Below are 11,826 nucleotides of genomic sequence, written 5' to 3'. Positions count from 1 at the left end.
CAGAGAACACATGGCAACCGTTCGCACTCGCATCGTTTTGTGGCAGCAGCGATGTCGTTCGAAACCATCGCTTAACGAGGAGCGTCCGAAGTCATGCCACGATCCAAGCCGATCATTCCCGTGATCTTGTCGGGAGGATCGGGCACGCGGCTGTGGCCGATGTCGCGGCCGGAAAAGCCCAATCAACTGCTGTCGCTAACGGCCGAGCAGACGATGTTGCAGCTGACTGCACGGCGTGCTTCGGGCGAACAGTTCGCCAAGCCCGTTGTCGTTGCCAACGCCTTTCACGCCGACCTGGTAGAGGAGCAGTTGGCCGACGTGGCATCTTCGGCGCAGGCACTGATCCTTGAGCCGATCGGGCGCAACACCGCGCCGGCGATTGCGCTAGCGGCGATTGCAGCCGGCGCAGGCAGCGAGCCGATCCTGGTGATGCCGTCGGACCACGTCATTGCCGATGTCGACAGCTTCCACGCTGCGATCGAGACGGCACTGCCGCTGGTCAACGAAGGATGGCTGGTAACGTTCGGGATCGCACCGGACGCGCCCGAAACCGGCTATGGCTGGATCAAGGTGGGGGAAAAGTTGGCCGAGGGCGTGCACCGCGTCGAACGTTTCGTGGAAAAGCCGCCTCGCGAGAAGGCGGAGGCGATGCTCGCGTCCGGCGACCACGCGTGGAACGGCGGCATCTTCTTGTTCCGAGCCGACATGTATCTGGGCGCGCTCAGCGTCTACGCGCCGGAGATGCTGGTAGCCGCCCAGCAGTCGATGGATCGCGCGCGGCGTGAGGGCACGCGGATCTGGCCCGACGCCGAGAGCTTTGCGGCCTGTCCGTCAGACTCGATCGATTACGCCGTCATGGAAAAGGCGCCGCGCGTGGCGGTGGTGCCGGTCTCCATGGGTTGGAGCGATGTTGGTAGCTGGGACGCGCTGCATGCGATCAGCGATCCCGACGAAGGTGGCAATGTGGTACGTGGCGATGTCGTGGTGATCGACGCGACCAATTGCCTGGTCCAGAGCGAACCTGGCAAACGGGTCGCGTTGGTGGGCGTGAAGGACCTGATCGTGGTCGTATCTGGAGCCGACGTGCTGGTGCTGCCGCGTGGGCGTAGTCAGGAAGTGAAGAAGATCATTGAAGCGATGAACGACTGATGCGCGGGCGAGTGCGGCGTAAAGCCGCATTCGCGGCGCTGGATCATGTCGCAGAATCGCCGGCGCAGGCGCGTTGCGCACTATGCGAGCGTCCGCTCGGCCGGCGTGTGGAGTGGCACCATGTCGTGCCAAAGAGCGAAGGTGGGCGCGTGACGGTGCCCGTTCATCCGATCTGTCACCGCACCATCCATGCGATCATATCCAATGCGGACCTCGCGCGCGTCTATCCTACCATACAGGCACTTCGTGAGCGCGAGGACATCCAACGCTTTCTGCGGTGGATCGCCAACAAGCCGCCTGACTTCCATGCGCCGACACGCAAGCCATCGGAGCGCTAGTCTAAAGTTCAAAAGCAGAAGGGCCGGAGTTTCCTCCGGCCCTTCCTTTAGTTCCCGAACGGAACGGACTTAGAAGTCCATGCCGCCCATGCCGCCGCCCGGCATTGCGGGCATTGCGGGCTTGTCGTCGGGCAGCTCGGCCACGGTCGCTTCCGTGGTGATGAGCAGGCCGGCAACCGAAGCTGCATTCTGGAGCGCGGTGCGCACGACCTTGGTCGGGTCGATCACGCCGGCGGTCACCAGGTTCTCATAGGTGTCGGTCGCCGCGTTGAAGCCGAACGACGTGTCGGTCTGGTCGAGCAGCTTGCCCGAAACGACCGCGCCGTCATGGCCGGCATTCTGCGCGATCTGGCGAACCAGCGACGTCAGCGACTTGCGAACGATGTCGATGCCACGGGTCTGGTCTTCGTTGGCGCCCTTGGTGCCTTCGAGAGCCTTGGTCGCGTACAGCAGCGCGGTACCGCCACCGGGGACGATGCCTTCTTCGACAGCTGCGCGGGTTGCGTGCAGCGCGTCGTCGACGCGATCCTTGCGCTCCTTGACTTCGACTTCCGACGCACCGCCGACCTTGATCACTGCAACGCCACCGGCGAGCTTGGCGAGGCGCTCCTGGAGCTTCTCACGGTCGTAATCGCTAGTGGTGATTTCGATCTGCTGGCGGATCGCATCGGTGCGGCCCTTGATCGCATCGGCTTCACCGGCACCATCGACGATGATGGTGTTGTCCTTGTCGATCGTGACGCGCTTGGCGGTGCCGAGCATGCCGAGGGTAACCGACTCAAGCTTGATGCCCAGGTCTTCCGAAATCACTTCGCCCTTGGTGAGGACGGCGATGTCTTCCAGCATCGCCTTGCGGCGATCGCCGAAGCCCGGTGCCTTGACCGCTGCGACCTTCAGGCCGCCGCGCAGCTTATTGACGACGAGCGTGGCCAGAGCCTCACCCTCAATGTCTTCCGCGATGATCAGCAGCGGACGGCCCGACTGCACAACCGCCTCGAGGATCGGCAGCATCGCCTGGAGCGACGACAGCTTCTTCTCGTGGATCAGGATATAGGGATCCTGAAGCTCGACCTGCATCTTTTCCGGATTGGTGATGAAGTAAGGCGAGAGGTAGCCGCGGTCGAACTGCATACCTTCGACGACGTCGAGTTCGAATTCGAGACCCTTCGCCTCTTCGACGGTGATCACGCCTTCCTTGCCCACCTTCTCCATCGCTTCCGCGATCTTCTCGCCGACTTCCTTGTCGCCGTTCGCGGAGATGATGCCGACCTGGGCGACTTCCTGCGAACCCGAAACCGGCTTCGAGCGGCTCTTGAGATCCGCAACGACATTGGCGACGGCGAGATCGATGCCGCGCTTGAGGTCCATCGGGTTCATGCCGGCTGCGACCGACTTCATGCCTTCGCGCACGATCGCCTGGGCGAGCACGGTCGCGGTGGTGGTGCCGTCACCGGCGATGTCGTTGGTCTTCGAGGCCACTTCGCGCACCATCTGGGCGCCCATGTTCTCGTACTTGTCCTTGAGCTCGATTTCCTTGGCGACCGACACACCGTCCTTGGTGATGCGAGGCGCGCCGAAGCTCTTTTCGATGACCACGTTGCGGCCCTTCGGACCCAGGGTCACCTTTACGGTGTCGGCGAGGATGTCGACGCCGCGCAGGATGCGCTCACGCGCGTCGCGGCCGAATTTTACGTCCTTGGCTGCCATTTGACTGCCCTTTCAGTTGGAAGTTTGTGAAAGTTGTGCGGAAGGGAGGTTCAGCCGACGATCCCGAGGATGTCGCTTTCCTTCATGATCAGCAGGTCTTCGCCATTGAGCTTGACCTCGGTGCCCGACCACTTGCCGAACAGGATCTTGTCGCCAGCCTTGACGTCGAGCGGCGTCACCTTGCCGGTTTCGTCCTTGGTGCCTGCGCCAGCGGCGACGACTTCACCTTCCTGCGGCTTTTCCTGGGCGGTGTCGGGGATGATAATGCCGCCGGCGGTCTTTGCCTCGGCTTCGACGCGGCGAACGAGCACGCGGTCATGCAACGGACGGAAGGTCATTGCGCTGCGATCCTCTGATATAGGTTCAAGTGGGTTTTAGCACTCAGCTGATCCGAGTGCTAACGACACGGGAGATGCTGCCGAGCGCCGAATTCGTCAAGGGGCCATCGCGCAAAAGTTTGCGCCGTGTTGGCCGATTAATACAGCCGTTTACTCGGGCTCGCTCCTCCGGTAGCACCGTTGCGATTGCAAGGTGGAGCACGGCCAAGTGAAGCTCGTTCGAGGTGCGTGGAAGATACTTGTCGGGATCAAGGACTTTCTGGTCCTGGTCGCCATGCTGCTGTTCTTCACGGCGCTGTTCGCGGCATTGTCCCACCGGCCCAACAAGGCCGGCATTCGCGACGGCGCGCTGGTGATCGCCTTTAACGGCACGCTCGCGGAGCAGCCGGAGGAAACCGATCCGCTGGCAAGCGTAACGGGCCGCCAGTCGCTCGGCCAATTGCGGCAACGCGACGTGCTGCGCGCGCTCGATGCTGCCAAGGGCGATGCGCGCGTCAAGGCAGTCGTGCTGGACCTGGACAGCTTCGCGGGCGGCTATCCCGCCGCGGTTGCCGAAGTGGGCGAGGCGGTTCGCGGCGTGCGCGCCAGCGGCAAACCGGTCCTTGCCTATGCCACCGCTTATACCGATGCGGGCTATCTGATCGCCGCAAACGCCAGCGAAGTGTGGGTCAACCCGATGGGCGGCACGCTGTTCGCGGGTCCAGGCGGACGCCAGCTTTATTACAAGGGGCTGCTCGACAAGCTGGGCGTCAACGCCCACGTCTACAAAGTTGGCAAGTTCAAGTCGGCAGTGGAGCCTTATATCCGCGCCGACATGTCGCCCGAGGCGCGCGAGGCGAACCAGGCGCTGTACGGCGGCATCCTGGCGCAATGGCAGCAGAATATCGCGACCGCGCGCCCCAAGGCGCGAATCGCCGAGTATCTCACCAAGCCCGATCAGGCGGTGGCGAGCACGGGTGGTGACATCGCGCGCGCAAACCTGAATTATGGGCTGGTCGACAAGCTGGGCGACCGGCTGGCGTTCGGCAAGCGCGTGGCGGAGATCGCGGGCAGGCCGGCGGGCAAGCCGGCCGGCAACTTTAACGGGATCAAGCTGAGTAACTGGCTGGCGGCGCACCCGCTGCCGACCAGCGGCGACGCCATCGGCGTGATCACCGTCGCGGGCGAGATCGTCGATGGCGAGGCCGCACCCGGCACCGCGGGCGGCGATACCGTGAGCGCGCTGCTGCTCAAGGGGCTTGCCGAGAAGAAGCTGAAGGCACTGGTGGTGCGCGTCGATTCGCCCGGCGGGTCGGCGCTGGCATCCGAACAGATCCGCCAGGCGGTGCTGCAGGCAAAGATGCAGGGCTTGCCGGTCGTGGTGTCGATGGGCAGCCTCGCGGCCAGCGGCGGCTATTGGGTGTCGACGGCGGGCGATGTGATCTTCGCCGAGCCCAATACGATCACCGGGTCGATTGGCATCTTCGGGATCATTCCGACTTTCGAGAACACGCTGGCCAAGATCGGCGTGACGACCGATGGCGTGCAGACCACGCCGCTGACCGGCCAGCCCGATATTACCGGCGGCACCAACGAAGTGACCGACCGCGTCTTGCAGGGCGCCATCAGCAATGGCTATGCCCGCTTCATCCAGCGCGTTTCGGAAGCGCGTAAGCTGCCGCCGCAGCGCGTCGACGAAATCGGCCAGGGGCGCGTGTGGATCGGCGGCGTGGCGCATCAATTGAAGCTGGTCGACCGGTTCGGCGGTCTTCAGGCGGCGATCGATGAAGCGGCCAAGCGCGCGAAGCTGGATCCGGCCAAGGTGCACGCAGTGTATCTAGAAAAGGAGCCGAGCAGCTGGATGCAGGCTTTGAATGCCTTCACCGGAGACGATACGGACGATGACTGGGCCGACCAGCCCGCAGGCGCCGACCTGTTCGCGCGTGCGGCGCTGGAGCGGCAGGGGCTGACGGCAAAGGCGTTGGGCGATGTGCGGCGGCTGGCGCTGGGCGGGTCGATCCAGGCGCGCTGCCTGGAATGCGGCGGCTTCGGCCCCGCGCGCGGCCGGCCGGGCGATCAGCGCCTGTTCGATCTGGTGATGGCGCGGTTCGGCCTGTGATCGCGATCCGCGCTGCCCAGCCGCAGGATGCCGCTTCCATCGCGGCAATCTATGCGCCGCACGTGCTGACCGGCACTGTGTCCTTCGAGATCGAGCCGCCCGATACGCGCGCGATGCGGACGCGTATGGCGGCGGGCGACGGACTCTATCCATGGCTGGTGGCGACTAACGGGGAGCCTGAAGGTGGCGTGATCGGCTATGCCTATGCCACGCGGTTCCGGGACCGGCCGGCATATCAATATGTGGTCGAGACTTCGATCTACATGACCGACGCTTCGCGCGGACTGGGGGCGGGGCGGCTGTTGTATGAAGCGCTGATCGATACGCTGCGCGCCCAGGGGTTCGTCCAGGCGATCGGCGCGATCGCGCTGCCTAACGACCATTCGATTCGACTGCACGAAGCGGTCGGCTTCCGCCGTGCGGGCGTGTACCGCGAAGTGGGGTACAAGCACGGGCGCTGGATCGATGTGGGTTTCTGGCAATGTGGGCTCAACGAACCCCGTGTGCCGCCCGTCGATCCGAAGCGGTTCGCCGATGTCGGCGTGGTGCGGGGGTGAACCTGATGTTCTTCCTGAGCAGGGAGAGATTGAGGAGCCGGGCTTGCGATAACCCCTCGGAGGGCGCCAGCGTAAGCTGGTAGCGCGAGGCGTGCCACCCTCTCGATGGCGCGATACCCCGTCACGCTGCGCGTGCCGCCTCCCCTGTATGGGGCGGATGTTTTATGGCGTGTGACGAGGCACGCGGCGTTTCCGGGGCTGTGTCACTCGTGGAGAACCCCTGCATGGTCCCTCTCCCCGCGCCGGGGAGGTTTAGGGGATTAGTTCAGGGCAAGGCTCGACTGAGCGACGATGCCGTGATGGCGGGCGGCCTGGGCCGCTTCCACGGCGCGGACAGTGGCGAGACGGTTGTGGGGCAGGTTCGCGTTGGGCAACAGCGTTGCGGCGGGTGCAGCAGCCGGGCGGCGCGACGAGGCCGGGCAATCGTGTTCGGCCATGACGGCGAAGCGGGGGTCGGCGGCGGCGATCTCGGCGATGGTCTGGGCGGCGCGCTTGGTGATCTGGCGGACGCGCTCCTTGGTCACCCCGGTTTCGAGCGACAGATCATCGAGGGTGGAAGCCTGGAACACGCGGCGGGCGACGATTTCACGGTCGCGCTCGAGCTTGGCTTCGAGCTTCTCCAGCTCGGCGGGATCGATGCCGTGTGTGGCGGTCTTGAGGCGCGGGCCTTCGCGGCGCAGCGCTGCTTCCTGACGCTTCGGGCGGGGGCGGCGAGCAAGCGCCTCAATGCCGACCTTGCGCAAGTGATCGACATAGGCGTCGATCAGCGAGGAGATGGCGCCATCGGCGAGATAATCGGAGGCTGCCGATTCGGTGCGCTCCAGTGCGTCCTCGTCGACGATCATCGCTTCAGGCGAGATTTCCTCGCCATCGGGACCGGTGGCGAGCGCGGAGAGCGACACCGTGGTGGCTTCCACCTTCTTGGCCGAGGGGCGCTGATCGGTCATCAGGCGGAAGCGCAGGCTCTGCAGCTCGCCGCGGATCTGCCAGTTCACGAAGGTGGTGAACTGCGCCTTGGCGGGGTCATATGCTTCGATGGCGCGGTGCACGGCGATGGCGCAGCACTGCTCGGCATCGTCGAAGTGCGCGACCAGGCCATATTGGCGGACGAAGTGGCGGATGCGCGGGGCGATCAGCTTGAGGATCTGGGCGAAGGCACGGTCGACATAAACGCGCTGACGGTTGGTCTGCGGCACGTCCTTGGGCGTGTTCTCGATAACAACGGCAACGGCGGCTTCGAGCGCGATCGTGGTCTTCGACATGATTGTGTTCCCCTGCAATCCGTGCGGCCGAGCCGCCCTGATGAGAGGCATATGAAGGGGACAGGCGAGCCGGCCTATTCGCGCAAAATCCTTACGGGGACTCTCCCTACGGGTAGTTCCCGGGGTAGAACGCGAAACGGAGCGTTAACCTCTCAGGTCAGCGCCGCCCGCGATAGGCGGGCAGGCCGAGCTTCCAGACGATGGCGGCAGCACGAAGCGCGAACCCCGCCGCCGCCGCGACCAGTCCCGCCGCCAAGGGCGGCAGGCCGGCAAGGCTCATAGCTATATATAGAGCGGATGTGAGCGCAGCGGCGGTAACGTATAATTCGGGGCGCATGAGAATCGAGGGCTCCCCGACCAGCACATCGCGGATGATCCCGCCGACGCATGCCGTTACCACCCCCATAAAGGCCGCGGGCACCGGCGGGATGCCGTGGCCCAATGCCTTGGCAGCGCCGAACGCGGCATAGGCGGCGAGCCCGAAAGCGTCGAGCCAGGCGAAGGTGCGGTCGCTCCACCAATGCTGGGGGGTAAGCCATACGAGCACCGCCACGCCGAGGCAGATCGTCGCCACGCTGGCATCGTGCACCCAAAAGACCGGCGCCCCGATCAGCAGGTCGCGCACAGTGCCGCCGCCCACGCCCGTGATCAGCGCGAAAAAGGCGGCGGTGACGAACGTCTGGGCGCGGCGCGTGGCGGAGAGCGCGCCGGTGGCGGCGAACACGGCGATGCCGAACAGGTCGAGCCAGGGAAGAATGGGGCCGATCTGTTCGGTGACGGGTACCTGCATGGCACCGCTTTTCCCGCGTGCATGCGGGCACGTCAAACCAGCACTGGCTTGGACCCGAACGGCTTGGCTATTGGGAGCTATCCAGTACCGAGGTGTGTTTTCCACTTATGCAACGTACCGAACCTCCGTTGATCGTCGTCGCGATGTTCCTGGCCGCACTCGCCGGCTTTGTGGACGCGCTTGCCTTTACCAGCATGGGCGGATTTTTCGCCTCGTTCATGAGCGGCAATTCGACTCGGCTTGGCGTCGGGTTGGGAAGCGGGGACGCCTATGCCGCCAAGATGGCGGGCGGGCTGATCCTGAGCTTCGTAAGCGGCGTGATCGCGTCGAGCGTGATCGCGCGGGCAGCGGGGGTCCGCGCGCGCGGCGCGGTGATGGGCGCAGTGACGGTGCTGCTGTTCGCGGCGGCGATCGTCGCGGCGGTTGCGCCGGGTCCGGTGGTGCTGTTGCTGCTTGCCTGCGCGATGGGCGCGGAAAATGGCGTGTTCACGCGCGACGGCGAGGTCTCGATTGGGCTGACCTATATGACCGGATCGCTGGTGCGGATGGGACAGAAGCTGGGCGGCGCGCTGATGGGCGATGCCGATCGCTGGGGCTGGGTGCCGTATCTGACCTTGTGGATCGGATTCGTCGCAGGCGCAGTGTCGGGCGCGGCGAGCCAATGGCGCTGGGGCTGGGATGCGTTGTGGCTGGCGGGAATGCTGGCGGCGGCGGTCACGGTGGTGCTGGTGCGGCTGGGCGGCAGAGGTGCCGGCGATGATGCCGTGAAGGCTTAGATCGGGAAGAGCCGGCGGGGGTGCCCTGGGCTCCAGCCCTGCTCCCTCGCCTGCGGGAGACGGAGCCATCTGAGTATCCGACCCAGAGGCTGCATTGCGCTGAACCCTCACCCAACCCTCTCCCGCAGGCGGGAGAGGGCTTCGATCTTTCTGTGGCGATCAGACGTGGATCGGCTTGCCTAGCACCGCCATCGCGGCTTCCTTAAGCGCTTCCGAATGCGTCGGGTGAGCGTGGCAGGTATAAGCGATGTCTTCGGACGTGGCGCCGAATTCCATCGCCTGCGCGGCCTGGGCGATCATGGTGCCGGCGACGGCGTTGATCATCCACACGCCGAGTACGCGGTCGGTCTTGGCGTCGGCGACGACCTTGACCCAGCCATCGGCCTCGCGGTTGGTCTTGGCGCGGCTGTTGCCGGCCATCGGGAACTTGCCGACCTTGACCTCGCCCTTTTCGCGCGCCTGCTCTTCGGTCAGCCCGACGCCGGCGATCTCGGGCATGGTGTAGACCACGCTCGGGATCACATCGTGATTCACGATACCGGTCTGGCCGGCGATGTTCTCGGCGACGGCAATGCCTTCATCCTCGGCCTTGTGCGCGAGCATCGGGCCGGGGATCACGTCGCCGATCGCCCAGACGCCGTCGACCGCGGTGCGGAAATCGTGGTCGGTCTCGATCTGGTGGCGCTGGTTGAGCTGGAGGCCGATCTTGTCGAGGCCGAGGCCCTCGGTGTTGGGACGGCGGCCGATCGACACCAGCACATGGCTCGCCTCGATCGTCTCGGGCGCGCCGCCGGCGGCGGGTTCGACCGTCAGGGTCACGCCGCTGCCGGTCGCCTGCGCGCCCGTCACCTTGGTGCCGAGCTTGAACTCGAAGCCCTGCTTCTTGAAGATGCGCTGCGCGTCCTTGCGGATCTCGCCGTCCATGCCGGGGAAGATCTGTTCGAGATATTCCACGACAGTGACCTTGGCGCCGAGGCGCTTCCACACCGATCCGAGCTCCAGGCCAATCACGCCGCCGCCGATGACGACGAGGTGGCTGGGAACTTCGTTCAGCTCGAGCGCGCCAGTCGAGTCGACCACGCGCTGCTGATCGACGGTGACACCGGGGAGCGGAGTGACCGACGAGCCGGTGGCGATGATCACGTTTTTGGCGGTAACGGTGCGATCGCCGACCGCGACGGTATGCGCGTCCTGGAAGGTGGCGCGGCCCTTCAGCCACTCGACCTTGTTCTTCTTGAACAGGAACTCGATGCCGCCGGTCAGACCCTTGATCGCTTCCTGGCGGCCGGCGTGCATCGCGCCCAGGTCGAGCTCGACGCCCTGGGTCTTGACGCCCCATTTGGCGAGCGTGCCGTCATGCGCTTCCTCGAACAGTTCGGACGCGTGGAGCAGCGCCTTGGACGGGATGCAGCCGACGTTGAGGCAGGTGCCGCCCAGCGTTTCGCGCGATTCGGCGCAGGCGGTCTTGAGCCCCAGCTGTGCCGCGCGGATCGCAGCGACATAGCCGCCGGGGCCGGCACCGATCACAAGGACGTCGAAGTCGTATTCAGCCATGGTTCTGTCCTCAGAGGTCGATCAGCAGGCGAGTCGGGTCTTCGATCGCGTTCTTGAGCGCGACGAGGAAGGTGACTGCCTCGCGGCCATCGACCAAGCGGTGATCGTAGGAGAGCGCGAGGTACATCATCGGGCGGACGACCACCTGGCCGTCGCGCACGACCGGGCGCTCTTCGATGCGGTGCAGGCCCAGGACCGCCGACTGGGGCGGGTTGATGATCGGCGTCGACATCAGCGAGCCGAACACACCACCGTTGGAGATGGTGAAGGTGCCGCCGCGCATCTCGTCCATCTTGAGCGTGCCATCCTTGGCGCGCTTGCCGAAATCGCCGATCGTCTTCTCGATGCCGGCGACACTCAGCGTCTCGGCGTCGCGGATCACCGGAACGACCAGGCCGTTCGGGGCCGACACCGCGACCGAGATGTCGCAATAATCGTGGTAGACGATCTCATCGCCTTCGATCGAGCCGTTGACGCCGGGAATGTCCTTGAGCGCCATGCAGGCGGCCTTCACGAAGAAGCCCATGAAGCCGAGGCGGACGCCATGCTTCTTCTCGAACAGGTCCTTGTACTTGGCGCGGGCCTCGATCACCGCGGTCATGTCCACGTCATTGAACGTGGTGAGCATCGCGGCGGTGTTCTGCGCTTCCTTGAGGCGCTTGGCGACGGTCTGGCGCAGGCGCGTCATCTTGACGCGCTCTTCCTTGCGGCCGCCGGTCGCGGGTGCCGCAGCGGCGGGCGCGGCAGCAGCTGGCGCGGCCGCAGGCTTGTTCTGCGCGGCCGTCATCACGTCTTCCTTGGTCAGGCGGCCGTCACGGCCGGTGCCCTGAAGGTTCGACGGATCGACGCCGGTCTCCAGCACGGCGCGGCGGACCGAAGGCGACAGCGCGGCAGCCCCGTCCGAGCCGGGTGCCTGGCCCTGCGCCGGCGAGGAAGATCCGTAGGAGGCGACCGCGGCAGGCGCGGTCGGCGCGGGGGCTGCGCTTGCGGCAGGAGGGGCCGCCGGCGAAGCGGCTGCGCCGCCTTCGGCGATCGTCGCGATCACCGCGCCAACCTCGACCGTGTCGCCGACCTTGACGAGCTGCTCGCCCATGACGCCCGCCACGGTCGAAGGCACTTCGACCGAAACCTTGTCGGTCTCGAGGCTGGCGATCGGCTCGTCGACCTTCACCGGATCGCCGGGGTTCTTCAGCCACTCACCGACGGTTGCTTCAGTGATCGATTCACCGAGCACTGGGACCTTAACATCTGCCATCT

At 65.4% G+C, this 11,826-nt stretch carries 11 protein-coding genes; 5 read left to right on the top strand and 6 right to left on the bottom strand.

Annotated features, from left to right (window positions below):
* The first annotated feature begins 93 nt into the window (after positions 1 to 93).
* Entirely contained in the window at positions 94 to 1,149 is a 1,056-nt protein-coding gene (locus FHT02_RS07470; protein ID WP_184086075.1) for a mannose-1-phosphate guanylyltransferase/mannose-6-phosphate isomerase, read from the top strand.
* The gene (locus FHT02_RS07465) at positions 1,149 to 1,487 is read left to right on the top strand and encodes an HNH endonuclease (protein WP_246352235.1); all 339 of its coding nucleotides are present in this window, start codon (positions 1,149 to 1,151) and stop codon (positions 1,485 to 1,487) included. Before FHT02_RS07470 ends, FHT02_RS07465 begins: the two co-directional genes overlap by 1 nt.
* A gap of 69 nt (positions 1,488 to 1,556) precedes the next feature.
* Here the strand turns inward: FHT02_RS07465 and groL are convergent, their stop codons facing one another.
* On the bottom strand, positions 1,557 to 3,194 hold the full coding sequence (groL, locus tag FHT02_RS07460) for a chaperonin GroEL (RefSeq protein WP_184086073.1): 1,638 nt from the start codon (positions 3,192 to 3,194) through the stop codon (positions 1,557 to 1,559).
* Positions 3,195 to 3,244: 50 nt separating this feature from the next.
* Complete coding sequence (groES, locus tag FHT02_RS07455) at positions 3,245 to 3,532, bottom strand: co-chaperone GroES (RefSeq protein ID WP_184086071.1); 288 nt, start codon at positions 3,530 to 3,532, stop codon at positions 3,245 to 3,247.
* Between the two features lie 208 nt (positions 3,533 to 3,740).
* Here groES and sppA point away from each other — a divergent pair, with 208 nt between their 5' ends.
* Both sppA and FHT02_RS07445 read left to right on the top strand, forming a co-directional pair.
* Positions 3,741 to 5,630: a signal peptide peptidase SppA gene (sppA, locus tag FHT02_RS07450; RefSeq protein ID WP_184086069.1), complete on the top strand. Its 1,890-nt coding sequence runs from the start codon at positions 3,741 to 3,743 to the stop codon at positions 5,628 to 5,630.
* On the top strand, positions 5,627 to 6,187 hold the full coding sequence (locus tag FHT02_RS07445) for a GNAT family N-acetyltransferase (RefSeq protein WP_184086067.1): 561 nt from the start codon (positions 5,627 to 5,629) through the stop codon (positions 6,185 to 6,187). Before sppA ends, FHT02_RS07445 begins: the two co-directional genes overlap by 4 nt.
* Positions 6,188 to 6,447: 260 nt before the next feature.
* Here FHT02_RS07445 and FHT02_RS07440 read toward each other — a convergent pair whose 3' ends face one another.
* Positions 6,448 to 7,449 carry a sigma factor-like helix-turn-helix DNA-binding protein gene (locus FHT02_RS07440; protein WP_184086065.1) on the bottom strand — a complete coding sequence of 334 codons (1,002 nt, stop codon included), beginning with the start codon at positions 7,447 to 7,449 and terminating at the stop codon, positions 6,448 to 6,450.
* Positions 7,450 to 7,606: 157 nt separating this feature from the next.
* Positions 7,607 to 8,239: a trimeric intracellular cation channel family protein gene (locus FHT02_RS07435; protein ID WP_184086063.1), complete on the bottom strand. Its 633-nt coding sequence runs from the start codon at positions 8,237 to 8,239 to the stop codon at positions 7,607 to 7,609.
* A gap of 107 nt (positions 8,240 to 8,346) precedes the next feature.
* Between FHT02_RS07435 and FHT02_RS07430 the strand changes: the two genes are divergently transcribed.
* Positions 8,347 to 9,015, top strand: a complete 669-nt coding sequence (locus FHT02_RS07430; RefSeq protein WP_184086061.1) for a YoaK family protein — start codon at positions 8,347 to 8,349, stop codon at positions 9,013 to 9,015.
* A 159-nt stretch (positions 9,016 to 9,174) separates the two neighbouring features.
* Here FHT02_RS07430 and lpdA read toward each other — a convergent pair whose 3' ends face one another.
* A complete protein-coding gene (gene lpdA / locus FHT02_RS07425; RefSeq protein ID WP_184086059.1) occupies positions 9,175 to 10,569 on the bottom strand; it encodes a dihydrolipoyl dehydrogenase in 1,395 nt (464 codons plus the stop codon).
* A gap of 10 nt (positions 10,570 to 10,579) precedes the next feature.
* Entirely contained in the window at positions 10,580 to 11,824 is a 1,245-nt protein-coding gene (gene odhB / locus FHT02_RS07420) for a 2-oxoglutarate dehydrogenase complex dihydrolipoyllysine-residue succinyltransferase (RefSeq protein WP_184086057.1), read from the bottom strand.
* Positions 11,825 to 11,826: the final 2 nt, after the last annotated feature.

This window comes from Sphingomonas xinjiangensis, assembly GCF_014199255.1.
GTDB lineage: Bacteria > Pseudomonadota > Alphaproteobacteria > Sphingomonadales > Sphingomonadaceae > Sphingomonas > Sphingomonas xinjiangensis.
This window is presented reverse-complemented; position numbering and strand designations above follow the sequence as displayed.

What these genes read in the sequence shown, in the direction of transcription:
- FHT02_RS07470 (WP_184086075.1), top strand. Translation starts at nt 94, where the DNA reads ATGCCACGATCCAAGCCGATCATTCCCGTGATCTTGTCGGGAGGATCG.
- FHT02_RS07465 (WP_246352235.1), top strand. Translation starts at nt 1,149, where the DNA reads ATGCGCGGGCGAGTGCGGCGTAAAGCCGCATTCGCGGCGCTGGATCAT.
- groL (WP_184086073.1), bottom strand. Translation starts at nt 3,194, where the DNA reads ATGGCAGCCAAGGACGTAAAATTCGGCCGCGACGCGCGTGAGCGCATC.
- groES (WP_184086071.1), bottom strand. Translation starts at nt 3,532, where the DNA reads ATGACCTTCCGTCCGTTGCATGACCGCGTGCTCGTTCGCCGCGTCGAA.
- FHT02_RS07440 (WP_184086065.1), bottom strand. Translation starts at nt 7,449, where the DNA reads ATGTCGAAGACCACGATCGCGCTCGAAGCCGCCGTTGCCGTTGTTATC.
- FHT02_RS07435 (WP_184086063.1), bottom strand. Translation starts at nt 8,239, where the DNA reads ATGCAGGTACCCGTCACCGAACAGATCGGCCCCATTCTTCCCTGGCTC.
- FHT02_RS07430 (WP_184086061.1), top strand. Translation starts at nt 8,347, where the DNA reads ATGCAACGTACCGAACCTCCGTTGATCGTCGTCGCGATGTTCCTGGCC.
- lpdA (WP_184086059.1), bottom strand. Translation starts at nt 10,569, where the DNA reads ATGGCTGAATACGACTTCGACGTCCTTGTGATCGGTGCCGGCCCCGGC.
- odhB (WP_184086057.1), bottom strand. Translation starts at nt 11,824, where the DNA reads ATGGCAGATGTTAAGGTCCCAGTGCTCGGTGAATCGATCACTGAAGCA.